The organism is Pseudomonas sp. 9.3L, from assembly GCF_058536285.1.
Map to the genome: position 1 here is coordinate 836990 of NZ_JBZUBK010000001.1, position 15073 is coordinate 852062.

General features: G+C 60.2%; 18 protein-coding genes. 10 read left to right on the forward strand and 8 right to left on the reverse strand.

Going from position 1 to position 15073, the window contains the following annotated elements:
• Positions 1-2 precede the first annotated feature (2 nt).
• Together AC4LE2_RS03760 and AC4LE2_RS03765 are read right to left on the reverse strand one after the other, a co-directional pair.
• Positions 3-989, reverse strand: coding sequence for a YbgA family protein (locus AC4LE2_RS03760; protein WP_491824170.1), 987 nt, complete (start codon positions 987-989; stop codon positions 3-5).
• A gap of 111 nt (positions 990-1100) precedes the next feature.
• Positions 1101-2087 carry an NAD(P)/FAD-dependent oxidoreductase gene (locus AC4LE2_RS03765; protein ID WP_491824171.1) on the reverse strand — a complete coding sequence of 329 codons (987 nt, stop codon included), beginning with the start codon at positions 2085-2087 and terminating at the stop codon, positions 1101-1103.
• Positions 2088-2286: 199 nt separating this feature from the next.
• On the opposite strand from AC4LE2_RS03765, the gene AC4LE2_RS03770 reads away from it, so the two are divergent.
• On the forward strand, positions 2287-3189 hold the full coding sequence (locus AC4LE2_RS03770; protein WP_491824172.1) for a TIGR01777 family oxidoreductase: 903 nt from the start codon (positions 2287-2289) through the stop codon (positions 3187-3189).
• A gap of 13 nt (positions 3190-3202) precedes the next feature.
• On the forward strand, positions 3203-4225 hold the full coding sequence (gene hemH / locus AC4LE2_RS03775) for a ferrochelatase (protein ID WP_491824173.1): 1023 nt from the start codon (positions 3203-3205) through the stop codon (positions 4223-4225).
• 83 nt (positions 4226-4308) lie between these two features.
• Here the strand turns inward: hemH and AC4LE2_RS03780 are convergent, their stop codons facing one another.
• Positions 4309-5556, reverse strand: a complete 1248-nt coding sequence (locus tag AC4LE2_RS03780; protein ID WP_491824174.1) for a uracil-xanthine permease family protein — start codon at positions 5554-5556, stop codon at positions 4309-4311.
• A gap of 2 nt (positions 5557-5558) precedes the next feature.
• Complete coding sequence (upp, locus tag AC4LE2_RS03785; RefSeq protein WP_491824175.1) at positions 5559-6197, reverse strand: uracil phosphoribosyltransferase; 639 nt, start codon at positions 6195-6197, stop codon at positions 5559-5561.
• Positions 6198-6350: 153 nt separating this feature from the next.
• Between upp and AC4LE2_RS03790 the strand changes: the two genes are divergently transcribed.
• The 3 genes from AC4LE2_RS03790 to AC4LE2_RS03800 all read left to right on the forward strand — a co-directional run bounded on the left by AC4LE2_RS03790 (position 6351) and on the right by AC4LE2_RS03800 (position 7811).
• A complete protein-coding gene (locus tag AC4LE2_RS03790) occupies positions 6351-6908 on the forward strand; it encodes a hypoxanthine-guanine phosphoribosyltransferase (protein WP_491824176.1) in 558 nt (185 codons plus the stop codon).
• A gap of 76 nt (positions 6909-6984) precedes the next feature.
• Complete coding sequence (locus tag AC4LE2_RS03795) at positions 6985-7458, forward strand: hypothetical protein (protein WP_491824177.1); 474 nt, start codon at positions 6985-6987, stop codon at positions 7456-7458.
• Between the two features lie 62 nt (positions 7459-7520).
• Positions 7521-7811 (forward strand): PA4642 family protein, encoded by a 291-nt coding sequence (locus AC4LE2_RS03800; protein WP_491824178.1) that lies wholly within the window; start codon positions 7521-7523, stop codon positions 7809-7811.
• A 57-nt stretch (positions 7812-7868) separates the two neighbouring features.
• On the opposite strand, the gene mqo is transcribed toward AC4LE2_RS03800, so the two are convergent.
• Positions 7869-9380, reverse strand: a complete 1512-nt coding sequence (gene mqo / locus AC4LE2_RS03805; RefSeq protein ID WP_491824179.1) for a malate dehydrogenase (quinone) — start codon at positions 9378-9380, stop codon at positions 7869-7871.
• 756 nt (positions 9381-10136) lie between these two features.
• Between mqo and AC4LE2_RS03810 the strand changes: the two genes are divergently transcribed.
• Positions 10137-10724, forward strand: coding sequence for a YajG family lipoprotein (locus AC4LE2_RS03810; RefSeq protein WP_491824180.1), 588 nt, complete (start codon positions 10137-10139; stop codon positions 10722-10724).
• A gap of 41 nt (positions 10725-10765) precedes the next feature.
• Here AC4LE2_RS03810 and AC4LE2_RS03815 read toward each other — a convergent pair whose 3' ends face one another.
• Together AC4LE2_RS03815 and AC4LE2_RS03820 are read right to left on the reverse strand one after the other, a co-directional pair.
• The gene (locus AC4LE2_RS03815; RefSeq protein WP_491824181.1) at positions 10766-10972 is read right to left on the reverse strand and encodes a hypothetical protein; all 207 of its coding nucleotides are present in this window, start codon (positions 10970-10972) and stop codon (positions 10766-10768) included.
• A gap of 81 nt (positions 10973-11053) precedes the next feature.
• A complete protein-coding gene (locus AC4LE2_RS03820; protein ID WP_491824182.1) occupies positions 11054-12223 on the reverse strand; it encodes a 1-acyl-sn-glycerol-3-phosphate acyltransferase in 1170 nt (389 codons plus the stop codon).
• Between the two features lie 74 nt (positions 12224-12297).
• Here AC4LE2_RS03820 and AC4LE2_RS03825 point away from each other — a divergent pair, with 74 nt between their 5' ends.
• From AC4LE2_RS03825 to AC4LE2_RS03840, 4 genes are all read left to right on the forward strand, one after another.
• Complete coding sequence (locus tag AC4LE2_RS03825; protein ID WP_491824183.1) at positions 12298-12480, forward strand: CPXCG motif-containing cysteine-rich protein; 183 nt, start codon at positions 12298-12300, stop codon at positions 12478-12480.
• On the forward strand, positions 12480-12740 hold the full coding sequence (locus AC4LE2_RS03830; protein WP_491824184.1) for a putative signal transducing protein: 261 nt from the start codon (positions 12480-12482) through the stop codon (positions 12738-12740). Before AC4LE2_RS03825 ends, AC4LE2_RS03830 begins: the two co-directional genes overlap by 1 nt.
• A gap of 15 nt (positions 12741-12755) precedes the next feature.
• Positions 12756-13376, forward strand: coding sequence for an SOS response-associated peptidase (locus tag AC4LE2_RS03835; protein WP_491824185.1), 621 nt, complete (start codon positions 12756-12758; stop codon positions 13374-13376).
• 108 nt (positions 13377-13484) lie between these two features.
• Entirely contained in the window at positions 13485-14306 is an 822-nt protein-coding gene (locus AC4LE2_RS03840; protein ID WP_491824186.1) for a M48 family metallopeptidase, read from the forward strand.
• A gap of 19 nt (positions 14307-14325) precedes the next feature.
• On the opposite strand, the gene AC4LE2_RS03845 is transcribed toward AC4LE2_RS03840, so the two are convergent.
• Complete coding sequence (locus AC4LE2_RS03845) at positions 14326-15051, reverse strand: tellurite resistance TerB family protein (protein WP_491824187.1); 726 nt, start codon at positions 15049-15051, stop codon at positions 14326-14328.
• Between the last annotated feature and the right edge of the window lie 22 nt (positions 15052-15073).

The window sequence follows — 15073 nt, forward strand, 5'->3', positions numbered from 1 at the left end:
AGTCATATCGCATTGCGGAGGCTCAACTTTTCAGGGTGCGGCTGCAGGTAAACCTGACCAGCGATGTATGGGTGCGGGTGCAACCGGAACAAGTGCTTGAGCAGCGTGAGCGGTACCACAAGCGGCACGATGCCAGTCCGGTACTGAGTAATCAACTGATGCACCTCTTGGCGCCCTGCATGATCCAGCGCGTCGCTCAGGTAACCCGCGATGTGCTCAAGTACGTTGCTGTGCGTACCGCGAGTTGCGCAGCGACGCAAGGCCACCATCAGTGCGGTGAAGTAGGTTGACGCAACGGTCTCAATGGAATCGTCCAAGGTGCCAAGCAGGCGGCCAAGGGCTTTGTACTGCTCAGGGTTGTTTGCCATCAACTGGTACTTATAGCGCGCGTGGTACGCCGTGACCTTGGCCTTGGTTAACCCACTGGCTACGAGCTGTTGCCACTGCGCGTAGGCGTAAACCCTTACCAGAAAGTTTTCTCGTAGCACCGGGTCGCACAGGCGGCCATCTTCCTCGACAGGCAGGTCTGGCCTGGCGGCGCAAAACGCCTGCGCATACAGGCCCCGGCCGCCGTCCTGTGAGGGGATGCCGTTCGCTGCGTACACTTTGACGCGTTCAAGGCCGCACGAGGGGGACTTGTGCATAAAGATGTAGCCCGAAATGTCCGTCAACGAGGCGGCCATGTGCTTCCCGTAATCGAGAAGCGGGGCAGTCACATCCAGGGACGAGGTCATGCTGCCTACGGCGCGGGGTAAGGAGGGGTCCCCCACCAATCGGATAGGTTCGCGTGGTACCCCTAACCCTATGGCCATTTCTGGGCACACCGGTACGAAATCGACATATTCCCCCAGTACGCGGGTGCAAAAAGTGGAATTTTTGTGACCACCGTTGTAGCGAACTTCTTCGCCTATTAGGCACGCACTGATGGCGAGCTTCGGACGATACCCTTCAGGTAGCGACGGAAGGTCCGTGGATGTGCAGTCCCGCATAGCGGCCTCGAAAAATGTTGTACACGTTAATCTATTTGTAAAGCACGCGCGCTATAGGTTCCACCGATCAGTTGTAATAAATACCCTGACGGTATGGCGCCAGACCCTGTGTTACTCCAAGTGCTCCAGTAAGCGCCGAGCGCTGTCCTGGCCACTTAACCATGCACCTTCAACCCGGCCTGACAGGCACCAGTCACCACAGGCGTACAGGCCCAGATCAGCGTCAGCCAGAGCGCCCCACTCATGGTGACTGCCAGGCTTGGCATACAACCAGCGGTGCGCTGCAGTGAAGTCTGCTGCTGGCACGGCGCACCCGATCAATTCCGCAAAAGCCCCATACAGGGCCTCAATCACGCCCTCGCGGCTAACATCCAAATGTTCGCGGCTCCAGTCACTGGTTGCGTGCAGCACCCAGGTATCCATTGGGCTCTCTCGTCCTGGCTTGCTGCGGTCACGGGCTACCCAATCCAGTGGGCTGTCTTGTACAAAGCAACCCTGCAAGGGTGTGTGCAATGGTGTGGTGAAGCCCAGTGCAACGGACCAGGTGGGCTCCATTTTTACCCCGGCTGCCACGCTTGCCAGCTTAGGCGCGGCGGCGAGCAGCGGCGTTGCCTGAGGGGCGGGTACGGCACAGATCACATGGCTGAAGGGCCCATGGCTGGCACCCTCGGCATCGAGCAGGTGCCAGTGATCCTTGCCACGAAACACCTCCGTAACGCGGCAGTTGAACAGCGCCGGCAAGCCTTCTGCCAGGGTGCGGGTAAGTGCGCTCATGCGCGGCGCACCCACCCAGCGCGCTTGCTCGTCTGGGGATGGGCTTAATTGACCGCCGCGGGCGTTGTACAGCACAGGTGACCATTGCGCGACACAGCCCAAGGCTTGCCACTGCTGCAGTTGCGCTACAAAGCGGCGGTCCCTCGCTGTGAAATATTGCGCGCCCATGTCCAGTGGCCCGGCTTCGCTGCGCTTGCTGGCCATACGGCCACCGGGGCCTTTGCTCTTCTCGAACAGGTGTACGGTCTGGCCGCCTGCGGTCAACGCGCCAGCGGCGGAAAGCCCGGCCATGCCGGCTCCGATTATTGCAATAGGTAGAGTCATGTTGCCCTCTTTACACGTTTGCGATTAGCGAGCAAAGGCTTACGAAGCCTGTACAATCGACGCAACGAGTATAAGTACACATCCTGGTCTTTTCTGGGGTCGTCCTATGGCTATTCTGAGATCGGTCGGGATCATTAGTGCCTTGCTCTCAAAAAAATAGAGCAGCAGCCGTTGTCCAGCTATTCGGAGCACCACAGCCATGCATGTGTTACTGACCGGTGGTACAGGCCTGATCGGCAGTCAGTTAAGTCGCTACTGGCTCAGCCAAGGGCATAGAGTTTCCGTATGGAGCCGAGAGCCTGCGCGCGTCCCTCAGCGTTGCGGCGAGGGCGCGCATGGTATTGCCAGCCTAGACGCGCTGGGCGACGAAACGGTAGACGCAGTGATCAACCTGGCAGGGGCGCCTATCGCCCAGCGGCCTTGGACGCGCCACCGACGCAAACTGCTATGGGCCAGCCGCGTCGGCCTTACTGAGCACCTGCTGGCCTGGATGGAGCGTCAGCCGCAACGCCCAGGCGTATTGATTTCCGGCTCTGCCGTGGGCTGGTATGGCAATGGTGGGGAGCATCAACTGAGCGAGCAGTCGCTGCCGGTGAGTGAAGATTTCGCCAGCCGGCTGTGCATGGCTTGGGAAGAAACCGCGCTTCGCGCCGAAGCACTGGGGATGCGCGTGGTACTGGTGCGTACCGGCCTTGTACTCAGCGCTGAAGGCGGCATGCTCACGCAGTTGCTCAGGCCTTTCAAGCTGGGCCTGGGCGGGCCCATTGGCAGCGGCCGTCAGTGGATGCCGTGGGTTCATATCAAGGATCAAATAGCCTTGATTGATTTTTTGTTGAACTGCCACACCGCTAACGGTCCTTATAATGCCTGCGCGCCGCAGCCTGTGCGCAATCAAGACTTCGCCCGCCAACTGGGCAAGGCCCTGCACAAGCCCGCGGTGTTGCCGTTGCCTGCCTTCGTACTGCGCACGGCCTTGGGCGAGATGTCAGGGCTGTTGCTCGGCGGCCAGCGAGCGCAGCCCGCTCGGCTTGAGGCGGCCGGTTTTACCTTTGCTTTTTCAGATCTGCAAGGCGCGCTGGATGACCTGGTGCGCCGCCCCTGATTTAGGATGATGCATGACCACTCACGCACTGCTGCTAATCAACCTGGGCTCCCCAGCTTCGACCGAGGTCGAAGCGGTGCGGCGTTACCTCAACCAGTTCCTGATGGACCCTTACGTGATCGACCTGCCATGGCCCTTGCGTCGGCTGCTGGTCTCGCTGATCTTGATCAAACGGCCTGAGCAGTCGGCTCATGCCTATGCCTCCATCTGGTGGGAGGAGGGTTCTCCGTTGGTGGAGCTGACCCGCCGCCTGCAGGCACAAATGGCCGAACGGTGGGCGCATGGCCCGGTGGAAATCGCCATGCGGTATGGCGAGCCCTCCATTGAGGCCGGTTTGAAGGCATTGGCAAGCCGGGGCGTCGATACCGTCACCCTGGCCCCGCTTTACCCTCAATTCGCCGACAGCACAGTCACTACAGTGATTGAGCAAGCCTCCAAGGTGGTAAAGGAGCAAGGGCTCAACCTCAAACTGCGGGTATTACCGCCTTTCTACGACCAGCCAGGGTACTTGGATGCGTTGGTCGCCAGTGCCCAGCCCTGGCTGGAACATGACTACGATCACCTGCTGATGAGTTTCCATGGGCTGCCGGAGCGGCACATCAAGAAGCTGTTACCCAAGGACAGCCAGCATTGCCTCAAGAACGGCGACTGCTGCCGCAACGCCAGCACCGCTGAGCTGGCAGTCTGTTACCGCGCGCAGTGCTTCTACGTGGCAAGAGCGTTCGCATCACGTGCGGGTATACCCGAGAGCAAGTGGTCAGTGTCCTTCCAGTCACGCCTGGGCAGGGACAAGTGGATCGAACCCTATACCGAGCCTACCTTGGAAGCGTTGGCTGCCAAGGGCGTGAAGCGACTGCTGGTCATGTGCCCGGCCTTCGTTGCCGACTGTATCGAAACCCTTGAAGAAATCGGCATTCGTGGGTCAGAGCAATTCCGCGAAGCGGGTGGCGAAGAGTTGGTGTTGGTGCCTTGCCTCAACGACAGCCCACAATGGGCTGACGCGTTGAACCAGCTCTGTGAAACATTGCCGGCTTGACGCACGCCGGGTGTCGCACACCGGGTGTCGCACACCGGTACGGCCAGCAGGCGGTCGTACCCTAATAACCTTTCATTGGCCGCTCAAGCAGCCTCCCGCTGGCGCGGCAGCAACAGGTTGAGGGCAACCGCTACCAGCGCGCACAACGCAATGCCCTTCAAGCCGAAATCATCCGGGCCCGGGCCGGTTGCAACCAGTACCCCACCGATACCGAACACCAGGGTCACCGATACGATCACCAGGTTCCGCGCCTCGCTCAGGTCCACCCGATGGCGAATCAGGGTATTCATCCCCACTGCGGCGATCGAGCCGAACAGTAGGCACAAAATCCCACCCATCACCGGCACCGGGATGCTCTGGAGCAGGGCGCCGAACTTACCGATAAAGGCGAGGGTGATTGCAAAGACCGCAGCCCAGGTCATGATCTTGGGGTTGTAGTTCTTGGTCAGCATGACCGCCCCGGTCACCTCGGCATAGGTGGTATTAGGTGGCCCGCCAAACAGCCCCGCAGCCGTGGTGGCGATGCCGTCGCCCAGCAGTGTGCGGTGCAGGCCTGGCGTGCGAAGGTAATCGCGCCCTGTGACGCTGCCCACGGCAATAACTCCACCGATGTGTTCGATAGCGGGTGCCAGGGCCACCGGTACGATAAACAGGATCGCCTGCAGGTTGAACTCCGGTGCCGTGAAGTGCGGCAAGCTCAACCAGGGCGCTGCTGCAATGTGCGCGGTGTCTACTACCCCGAAATAAAAGGACAGCGCAAAGCCTACGAGCACCCCGGCAATGATCGGCACCAGACGGAAAATGCCTTTGCCGAACACAGCAACGATCAAAGTGGTCAGCAGGGCAGGCATCGAGATCAGCATTGCCGTGGTATAGGGAATCAACTGCGTGCCGTCGCCTGACTTGCCCATGGCCATGTTCGCCGCGATGGGGGCCATGGCCAGGCCGATAGCGATGATCACCGGGCCGATGACCACGGGTGGCAGCAAGCGATCAATGAACCCTGTGCCTTTGACCTTCACCGCCAGGCCAAGGAAGGTGTACACAAAGCCTGCGGCCATCACGCCCCCCATGGTCGCCGCAAGGCCGAACTGCCCCTTGGCCAGGATGATCGGAGTGATAAAGGCGAAGCTTGAGGCCAGGAACACCGGCACCTGGCGGCGCGTCACTACCTGGAACAACAGCGTGCCCAAGCCTGCCGTAAACAGGGCCACGTTGGGGTCGAGCCCGGTAATTAGCGGCATCAGCACCAAGGCACCGAAGGCCACGAACAGCATCTGCGCGCCAGACAGTACCTGGCGCCAGAGAGGCTCGTTGAAGGGCTCCGACATGGTCAGGCGTCCTTCTGCTTGGTGCCGAAGATCTTGTCACCGGCATCCCCCAGCCCAGGGATGATGTAGCCATGCTCGTTGAGCCGCTGATCGATGGAGGCCGTATAAATCTGCACCTCGGGGTGTGCTCGCTCCACTGCCGCGATGCCTTCAGGTGCCGCGACCAGCACCATGGCCCGGATATCCCGGCACCCAGCTTTTTTGAGAAGGTCGATGGTCGCGACCATGGAGCTGCCGGTCGCCAACATGGGGTCAATGATCATGGCCAGGCGCGACTCGATACCGGTCACGAGTTTTTCCAGGTACGTATGCGCTTGCAGGGTTTCTTCATTGCGCGCAACACCCACCGCGCTCACTTTCGCGCCAGGGATCAGGCTGAGTACACCCTCGAGCATGCCAATGCCTGCGCGCAAGATGGGCACCACGGTGATTTTCTTGCCAGCGATTTTTTCGACTTCAACCTGGCCGCACCAGCCTTCGATTTCATAGCTTTCCAGCGGCAAGTCCTTGGTCGCCTCGTACGTCAGCAGCGCAGCGACTTCCTGGGCAAGTTCGCGAAAGTTCTTGGTGCTGATATCGGCCCTGCGCATCAAGCCAATCTTGTGGCGGATCAACGGGTGGCGGATTTCGCGAATGGGCATAGGATTATGGTTCCGAAGGGCGTTCAAAAAAGTGCGCGATAGATTAATGCATCCGTTACGCGCTGTAACGGACGTTAGTTCAGAAACGCTTGATTCGTCGCGCCCGGATGCGTACCTTTGCCGCCTTTTACCCGCACCCCCTTGGAGAGCGTCATGTCCGCAGATCTCGAGCACATCCGTCAAGTCATGCGCGAGGCCGATTGCCTGTACACCGAAGCTGAGGTAGAAGCCGCCATCGCCCAGGTGGGCGAGCAGGTATGCACGCAGCTGGCTGACCGCAATCCTGTGGTGTTCTGCGTGATGAACGGCGGCCTCATTTTCGCTGGCAAACTGCTCACCCATTTGAATTTCCCTTTAGAGGCCAGCTACCTTCACGCCACGCGTTACCGCAATGAAACGCGCGGCGGCGACCTGTTCTGGAAAGCCAAGCCTGAAATTTCCTTCATCGACCGCGACGTGCTTATCATCGATGACATCCTCGATGAAGGGCATACCCTGAGCGCTATCATCGATTTTTGCCATCATGCCGGTGCCAGGGCCGTCCATACCGCTGTGCTGATCGACAAGCAACATGACCGTAAGGCCAGCCCAGACCTCAAAGCAGATTTTGTCGGCTTGCCCTGCATCGACCGTTTCATTTTCGGTTACGGCATGGACTACAAAGGTTACTGGCGCAATGCAGCCGGTATCTATGCGGTAAAGGGTTTATAAGGCGCACTGCTACGGCGTGACTACGCCCTTCCGGCGTTGCGGGGTGATACAGTGGCGGCCCGTTCTGGAGCCCGCCATGCGCCTGATGCTGCCCACCCTGATGCTTCTCGTCTGTTGCACACCGCTGGTAGCAGCGCCCATGCATAGCCAGTACCTGCCGCCTGACGAGCAGGGCCTGCGCCAGGAAGCGCCAGAGCAGCAGCAATTGTTACAAGTGACCGAGTTTTCCCTGGTGGCGGGTAACCAGCGCTTGAGCAACCAGCAGCCCATCCCCGTGACCGCCCCGGTCACCTTGCAATTGAAGGGGAAACCCCTGAACAAGGGGGCACGGCTCTCTCAGGTGGTGGTGTCCTTCGATGCTGAAAGCAAGAGCCTCAAGCGGCCCACCTTCGATGAAGCCAGCGGCACCCTCCTGCTCACCTACCCCTTGAACCAGTACCGCGTTCTGCTGGATATGCTGCGCAATGACACGGTGTACGTGCAATTTTTGGCCTACCCCAATGGCCATGTCTGGGCAGACCTGCATACTCTGAGTATTAAGGCGCGTTGAGCCGCAGGGAGCAGCCGGAGTAAACTCCGGCCCCTCGGGTTATCCACAAGGTGAGCAGGCAGATGCGTAAAGACAAGCAGCAGGTGATCGGTGACGAGATCAGCGATGAGCAGATAAAGCTGTTCCTGGCTGTAGAGCCCGCCGACGATACCCCGGCCCCACTGCATAAGCTGATAAAGGCCTACCGTGGGCTGCGCGTGGACGACTTCGAACGGTTCGTAGGGTTGTTCGTGGCTGAAGGCTTGGACCTGCACGCAACGAATGCAGAAGGCGAGGACTTCATTGCGCAGATCAAGGATCAACGCAATGCGCAAGATTACATCGAGATCATTGAGCGGGCAGGGCAGGCCTAACGCGCTTTACGTGACTGCAGCCGCCTAACCCAGGGCGAGGCGGCTGTGGTCACCCGGTTAAGCGTAGCGCTCGTCAGTCACGCGTTCAGACGTCACTAGCCCCAATTGAGCGTTGTTGCGATTGAACACGTCCCGGTACAGGGCCGCATCGGTGGCCAAGGCCGTTTCACGGGCAGGGAACATGTCCTTTAGCTTCGCCGTCCAGGCCTCGGACCGGTATTGCTCAGGGAAGCAGCGTTCAATCAAGTCGAGCATGATCGACACCGTCACCGATGCGCCAGGGCTGGCGCCCAGCAAGGCCGCCAACGAGCCATCACGCGCTGACACCAACTCAGTGCCAAACTGCAGCACACCGCCTTTTTTCGAGTCCTTCTTGATGATCTGCACCCGTTGGCCTGCCACTTCAAGACGCCAGTCTTCAGCCTTGGCCTCAGGGTAAAAGCGGCGTAGCGCTTCCAGGCGCTGCTCCATGGACTGCATCACTTCGCTCATCAGGTAGCGGGTGAGGTCCATGTTGTCCCGGGCGACCGCCAGCATCGGGCCAATGTTGCCGGCACGGACCGACAGCGGCAGGTCCATCAGCGAGCCGTGCTTGAGGAATTTGGTCGTGAAACCCGCGTAAGGGCCAAACAGCAGCGACTTTTTACCGTCGACCACACGGGTATCGAGGTGAGGCACCGACATGGGGGGGGAGCCTACAGCTGCTTGGCTGTACACCTTGGCTTGGTGCCTGTTAACGATGGTCGGGTTGTCACAGCGCAGCCACTGGCCGCTGACCGGGAAGCCGCCAAAACCTTTGCTTTCGTCAATGCCTGACATTTGCAGCAACGGCAGGGCCGCACCACCCGCGCCGAGGAACACGAATTTTGCCTCTACCTGGCGCGTGTTACCGCTGCGCAGGTCTTTGATGTCTACGGTCCAGCCACCGGCACGGCGGCGCAGGCCTGTCACTTTAGAGGTGTACTTGACCTGCGCAGTGGCGTCACCGGCGAGATGGCCCAGCAACTGGTTGGTCAGTGCACCGAAGTTCACGTCTGTACCTTCGGCTACGCGGGTAGCGGCCAGGCGCTCGGTAGCGGGCCTGCCATCCATCATCAGCGGCATCCACTCCACCAGCGTAGCGTGGTCCTCGGTGTACTCCATCTGCGCAAAGGCGTGATGGGGCTTGAGGCTTTCGAAGCGCTTTTTCAGGAAAGGAATGCCGCTTTCTGCCACGTAACTCAGGTGTGGCACCGGGCTGATGAAACCCTTGGGTGAGCTGAGCGCGCCTTTATTGGCCAGGTACGCCCAAAACTGCTTGGACACCTCGAACTGAGTGTTGATCTGAACGGCTTTCTTGATGTCGATCGAGCCATCGGCAGCCTGAGGGGTGTAATTCAACTCGCACAGGCCAGCGTGCCCGGTCCCGGCATTGTTCCAGGGGTTGGAACTCTCGGCTGCGCCGGAGTCCATGGCCTCGACCACTTCCAGGCGTAGTGTGGGGTCGAGTTCCTTGAGCAGCACCGCCAGGGTGGCACTCATGATGCCAGCCCCTACCAGAACCATGTCGACTGCTTCGTTCTGCGCCATTTAACGCATCTCCAAATCTTCTGCATAAAATAGACAGCCAGGGATCCCAGTAGCTCCGCGCGCTCGCTGCGTGGCGAGGAAAAAGGGGCAACTGGGCCACCATGGCCGATTTTTCTGCGTTCGCGCCGCCCAAGGCCATCGACCCAGGGCATGCCCCATGAACGCATGAGTGCGCGTGATGGGCAATAGACCAATGGTCGGAGGCGAGCGGCGAGAAGGGATCACCGGTGGCAGGTACCTGGGCGCGATGATAGAAGCGGGTATGTTCGGGCTACTGTTGACGCATTGTTATTCATGTTGTGCTCGCCACACTCTTGTGAAGTAGTGAAAACCGGTGTTTCTCACGCTCTTTTGGAGTCGTAAACCTCAAAGACCTCAAAGGAGGTTCGCCGCACAGCTGAATGGCGAGCCTCTAGGCCAGGCGGGCGTTCAGGCACGACGCACCGCTGACCTGTAGGGAAGGCCTCTCTGTGGGCGCGGCACGATTCGACGGTTGGGTCGGCAAGGCGGCGAAGCCCGATCAGGAGACATCCTTATAATCGGGGCCAGATTATAGCGGCCTAACCACGCAAAATGCTTCAGGAACCGGTAATTCTTGCGCGATGTCCGAACAGCATCTGTGGTTGCTGCACCAGACCGGGTCACCTGACTGGGTCACCAGACCGGATCGTGTTGAGCCTAGGATACGGCGGCTACGCCCGTTGTGGGCCATTCCGCTATACTGCCGCCTCGTTATTTTTCTTGGAGAGCTTGCCCATGTTGCCACGCCTGTTGTTCGGTTTGATCGCGGGTTCCGCCTTGGTTTTGGCCGGTTGCGCCAACAGCCCCCAGCAACTCAACCCACAACCCAAGATTACCGAGCAGCTGGCGCCCGTAGGGCAGGGGCAGGCCGTTGTGATTCGTGTGGTGGATGGCCGCGCATCGCCTGCGCTGGGAACACGCGGTGGCTTGTACCCTGAGACGAGCCAGATCTCGGTCAACGGTGCAGACGTCTTGCCCAAGCTACAGGCACAGGCTGAGGCGGCGGTTCGTTTGCTGGGCTTTACCCCAAATGCGAGCGCCTTCAATGCGCCGCAGTTGACCGTGACCTTGACCGATCTCAAATACCAGTCGCCCAAAGACAAGATGTACGTCACCGAGGCAACCATCGGTGCCACCTTCCGTGCAGACGTGCAGAATGCTGCCGGGCGTTACAGCGGCCGATATAGCGCATCGCTGAATCAGCGCTTTGGCATGGCGCCGAACCAGGACACCAACACCAAGCTGGTGAGCGACGTCTTGAGCGATGCACTCACTCGCTTGTTCAAAGACCCTACCATCGGGCAGAAGCTTTCACAGCAGTGAGCCGTAGTGCGTGCCGGAGCCCATCGGGCGTGCCGGCACGGCTAGGCCGCTTCGATGTGCCAATCCAGCAGGCTGATGCCCGTGGTGGCGTCCAGGTCTGGCCAATCCAGGTGCTGGTGCCCGCCAAGGGCGCAATACACCAGCCAGCTCTGGTCTTGTACGTTAACGGCAAACCCATCGATGAGCGCTTGCTGTTCATCGCTGGGGGCAATCAGGTAAAGGCGATCCTGGTTAGAGGCGTGCAACATGCCGGGCTCCGTCGAACTGTGCGTCTTGAGGTGGGCGCACAGCCTGACGTGCCTTTATGACCTGTGTATGACAGCCGCGATTCAAGCGTCCAGTGGCAAGCCGGATTGGATGCGGTATTGATTACGCACCGGGCAGGCATACTGCGCTACAAGCCATGGCCGATGCTCGGGAGGGCAGGCTTCCAGGCGCCGTAGCCATTCGCCTTGCGCCTTGTTCAGCTCCTCTTCGCCGAACAGGCTTGCAGCGGGCGGCACGGGCAAGTTGGCGTCCGCGCCTTCCCATTGTGCGTAGGCCAGGTAGTGGACCGGGAACAGCCGATAGCCGCCGAGTACCCGACGGTCGACCTCCGCCGCCAACTGCCGGGCGTCGTCGAAGCCGTCGGTTATGGGGGGTGAGAAGTTGATATGCACCCGGCCCTTATACCCCGTGATGCCTTGCGCGATGCTGATGTCGTCTTCGCCTGGGGCTTTCACGTAGCCCCCCGTCGTTGCACGGATGTACAACTCCCGCGCTTTGGCAAGGTCACACGGATCGTACTCGTAGCTGATCGAAACCGGAGTAAGGTTAAGCGAGCGGATGACGTCTGCGAAGGGCTCGTCCTTTCGGCTCATGTGGAACATCTTGAGAATCGCCGAATCGGTACGGTCATCTCCGTCCTTTGCACGCCCCTCGGCTTGTGCGATCCAGATCGACTGGCCGTCGGTACGAATGGAATGGTTGATGTAGGCCGAAAGCAGCTGATAAGCGGCGAGCTTTTCTCGCCGCCCACTGATGGACCGGTAGACGATAAAACTTTTGTTCAGGCGCATCAGGTCGCTGACGAAGGGCTTTTGCAGCAGGTTGTCGCCGATGGCAATACGGGGCGTGACAAGCCCGGCGTGATACACGGCATAGTTGACGAAGGCCGGGTCCATGACGATATCCCGGTGATTGGCCAGGAACAGGTGGGCTGTGTCGCGGCGCAGCTGGCCCACACCGGTATAGGTGATGCCGTCAGTGGCGCGCTCGATGGTGTGATCTACGTACACCTCGACTTTGTCCTGCAAGGCCGCCACGCTCTCGATGCCTGCGAACTCCTGACGCAGCTTATGAGCGATCAGGGGCCGTAGTGCCCACCCCAGTGGGCCGGCAAAGCGCGGGAAACGAAAGCGCGTGAGGATCTTGAGAAATTCCGGGTCGCCCAGCAAGCGGCTGAGAACGGCCTTCACCTCGGAATCGTCGTAGGGCCGGATAGTATCGAATTCGCCCATATGTGCTCTTGTTGGAAACGGCTAGGGTTATAAACAAACGCGGCATTATACGCATAACTTGCAGGGGTAACCTGATGCTGGAAACCGAGCGTTATCAATGCCCCTGTTGCGGCGAGCCGGTCGAAGCCGTACTCGACCTGTCCGCAGGGGATCAAGACTATGTAGAGGACTGCCCCGTCTGCTGCCGGCCCCTGGTGTTCAGCCTGCAAACCGATGGTGATCAATGGACGCTCGATGTGCGTAGTGAGAACGACTGATGCGCCGCGTGTATGAGCCAGAAAGCCTGCTTGAAGCCGAGTTGCTGGTGAGCATGCTCAGTAGTGAGGGTATCCATGCTCATCTCAGCGGCAGGCATTTGCTGGGGGGTGTTGGCGAGCTGCCTGCGCTGGGCTTGCTGGGGCTGATGGTCGCTGACGAGCAGGCCAACCGCGCACAGGATCTGATCGGTGCGTACAATGCGGCCTTCGTGCTGCCGGCCGACGAGCCTGACAGCTACCCCGGTAGCTTGTTGTGTTGAACGGGAGCCCGGTACATGTGTGGTCGCTATGCGTTGTTCAGGTGGGCCCCGGCCTTCGCTGCCTTGCCAGGGTTCCCCGCACAGCAGCGGTCGCAGTGGAACATCTGCCCTGGCCAGCAGGTGCTCATCGAGCGACAGGCTGAGGGCGGGCGTGAATTGGCCATGGCCCGGTGGGGGCTCACGCCACCCTGGCTCACGGATTTATCGCGCACGCCCTACCATGCCCGCGCTGAAACCCTGGCGGAGCAACCAATGTTTCGCGAGCCGTTCATGGCGCGTCGTTGCCTGATCCCCGCCAATGGCTTCTATGAGTGGCGGGGAGGGGTCCGCAAGCGCCCCTACTGGCTCACCCCGGCGCAAGGGTCATTCCTGCACTTTGCAGCTATTTGGGAAGTATTCCCGGTACAGGAGCAGGTATGGCTGAGCGTGGCGATTGTGACCCAGGCCGCGGCGAGTCAGCGTCGGCCGCTGATACTGGACGCAGAGGCTCAAGCTGCCTGGCTGGACCTCGCCACCCCACTGCCGCGGCTGCACTCCCTGCTGGCGCAGCCTGCCACCGCATTGCTGGAGCGGCCCCTGGCTAACCTGGTGAACGATCCAAAGCTTAACGCCCCCGAGTGCCTGACCCCCGCGTAATGTCCCCATCCAGGCCGTTGCAGTAGCCCGGCAGGTTGTCTGGCCGCATGTGTTTGCCATAGCCATTGCTGCTAGCATGAGTTACCTGGAAACCACAGAGAACCTCCAATGCGTAACTCGTTTGCCACACTGGCCTTGAGCAGCACCCTGCTGCTCGCAGCCTGCCAGGCCGTTAATACCACCAGCGGCGATAGCGTAGGTGTGGAGCGCAAGCAGTACATGTTCAGCATGTTATCCACCGCTGAAGTGAATCAGATGTACGCACAGTCTTATCAGCAGACCCTCACCGAGGCCTCAGGCAAGGGTGTATTGGACAAAACCAGTGCTGAAGCCAAGCGTGTTCAGGCCATCGCAGACCGTCTTATCGCCCAGGCACCCAAGCTGCGCCCGGATTCGGCCCAGTGGAGCTGGGAAGTGAATGTGATCAAGAGCGATGAGCTGAATGCCAACTGTGGGCCAGGCGGCAAGATCATCGTGTACACCGGGCTGATCGACTCGCTGAAGCTGACCGATGACGAGCTTGCCGCAGTGATGGGGCACGAAATTGCCCATGCCTTGCGTGAGCACGGGCGCGAGGCCATGTCCAAGGCCTATGGGATTCAAATGGCGCGGACCGGCGCCGGTGCCTTACTGGGCCTTGGCCAGGATAGCCTCGCCTTGGCCGACACCGTGGTGGAGTACAGCCTGACACTGCCTAACAGTCGCGCCAACGAGAACGAAGCCGACCTGCTGGGCCTGGAGTTGGCCGCCCGTGCCGGCTTTGATCCCAATGCTGCAATTAGCCTATGGAATAAAATGGCAGCGGCCGAAGCGGGCAAGGCGCCACCGGAGTTCACCAGCACTCACCCCTCAAGCACGCATCGCATCGCCGAGCTGCAGGCCGCCATTCCAAAAGTGCAGCCACTGTATCAGGCCGCCAAGAAGGGCTAACGCAGGTCAGAACAGGGGGCTATAGGCTACTATCGGATGCCGCTAGCCCCTTGGCCTGTTGTTCCAAGTGCGCTTTCAACTGCGGTGCCAGCCCCAACGCGGTTGCCAGTTCATCCAGGTAGGTACGTTCGGCAGCCTGCTGATCATCCACCACCAACACGCTGGCCAAGTACATTTCGGAGGCTATGCCAGGGTCGGTAGCATAGCGGGCAACGTCCACTACGCTCAGGGGCTTGGCGATTTCAGCTGCCAGCCAGCGTTGCAGTTCGGGGTCGTCCCCCTGTTTTTCGATCTGTTCTGAAATCTTTTGTTGCTCGTCGGCGTCAATGTTGCCATCGGCCTTGGAGGCGGCAATCAGTGCAAGCAGGATAGCGCGGCCGTGTAATTCGGCAGCAGGCCCTTCAAGGGTATCGATAGTGCTGAACGCCTGTTGCGAGGCTGACGGCTGTTGACGCTGCCAAGCCTGATACGCTTGAAACGCCATCATGCCCAGCGACGCCAGTGCAGCATATTTTCCGCCAGAGCGACGTTGCGAACCCGCCACGCCACCACCGAGCAGGCCGCCCAACAGGCCGCCCAGCCCGCCGAGGCCGCCACTAACGCCCCCGGTGCTGGTGGTGCCAGGGGCACCGCCGCCCAGCAAACCCCCTAGCAAACCACCAAGGCCTCCGGCGCCTTTAGGGCTGCTAGTGCCTGAGGCCTGGCTGCGGCGTAACAGTTTTTCGAGTAAGTCACTGGTATTCATGTGCAGTATCCAAGGGCAAGTG

Bases quoted from the DNA above. Each gene is read 5' to 3' on its own strand.
- AC4LE2_RS03795 (WP_491824177.1), top strand. From the start codon at position 6,985: ATGCGCCTGATGCTGCCCACCCTGATGCTTCTCGTCTGTTGCACACCG.
- AC4LE2_RS03830 (WP_491824184.1), top strand. From the start codon at position 12,480: ATGCGCCGCGTGTATGAGCCAGAAAGCCTGCTTGAAGCCGAGTTGCTG.
- AC4LE2_RS03835 (WP_491824185.1), top strand. From the start codon at position 12,756: ATGTGTGGTCGCTATGCGTTGTTCAGGTGGGCCCCGGCCTTCGCTGCC.
- AC4LE2_RS03840 (WP_491824186.1), top strand. From the start codon at position 13,485: ATGCGTAACTCGTTTGCCACACTGGCCTTGAGCAGCACCCTGCTGCTC.
- hemH (WP_491824173.1), top strand. From the start codon at position 3,203: ATGACCACTCACGCACTGCTGCTAATCAACCTGGGCTCCCCAGCTTCG.
- AC4LE2_RS03770 (WP_491824172.1), top strand. From the start codon at position 2,287: ATGCATGTGTTACTGACCGGTGGTACAGGCCTGATCGGCAGTCAGTTA.
- AC4LE2_RS03790 (WP_491824176.1), top strand. From the start codon at position 6,351: ATGTCCGCAGATCTCGAGCACATCCGTCAAGTCATGCGCGAGGCCGAT.
- AC4LE2_RS03815 (WP_491824181.1), bottom strand. From the start codon at position 10,972: ATGTTGCACGCCTCTAACCAGGATCGCCTTTACCTGATTGCCCCCAGC.
- AC4LE2_RS03765 (WP_491824171.1), bottom strand. From the start codon at position 2,087: ATGACTCTACCTATTGCAATAATCGGAGCCGGCATGGCCGGGCTTTCC.
- mqo (WP_491824179.1), bottom strand. From the start codon at position 9,380: ATGGCGCAGAACGAAGCAGTCGACATGGTTCTGGTAGGGGCTGGCATC.
- AC4LE2_RS03845 (WP_491824187.1), bottom strand. From the start codon at position 15,051: ATGAATACCAGTGACTTACTCGAAAAACTGTTACGCCGCAGCCAGGCC.
- AC4LE2_RS03760 (WP_491824170.1), bottom strand. From the start codon at position 989: ATGCGGGACTGCACATCCACGGACCTTCCGTCGCTACCTGAAGGGTAT.
- AC4LE2_RS03825 (WP_491824183.1), top strand. From the start codon at position 12,298: ATGCTGGAAACCGAGCGTTATCAATGCCCCTGTTGCGGCGAGCCGGTC.
- AC4LE2_RS03800 (WP_491824178.1), top strand. From the start codon at position 7,521: ATGCGTAAAGACAAGCAGCAGGTGATCGGTGACGAGATCAGCGATGAG.
- AC4LE2_RS03810 (WP_491824180.1), top strand. From the start codon at position 10,137: ATGTTGCCACGCCTGTTGTTCGGTTTGATCGCGGGTTCCGCCTTGGTT.
- AC4LE2_RS03780 (WP_491824174.1), bottom strand. From the start codon at position 5,556: ATGTCGGAGCCCTTCAACGAGCCTCTCTGGCGCCAGGTACTGTCTGGC.
- upp (WP_491824175.1), bottom strand. From the start codon at position 6,197: ATGCCCATTCGCGAAATCCGCCACCCGTTGATCCGCCACAAGATTGGC.
- AC4LE2_RS03820 (WP_491824182.1), bottom strand. From the start codon at position 12,223: ATGGGCGAATTCGATACTATCCGGCCCTACGACGATTCCGAGGTGAAG.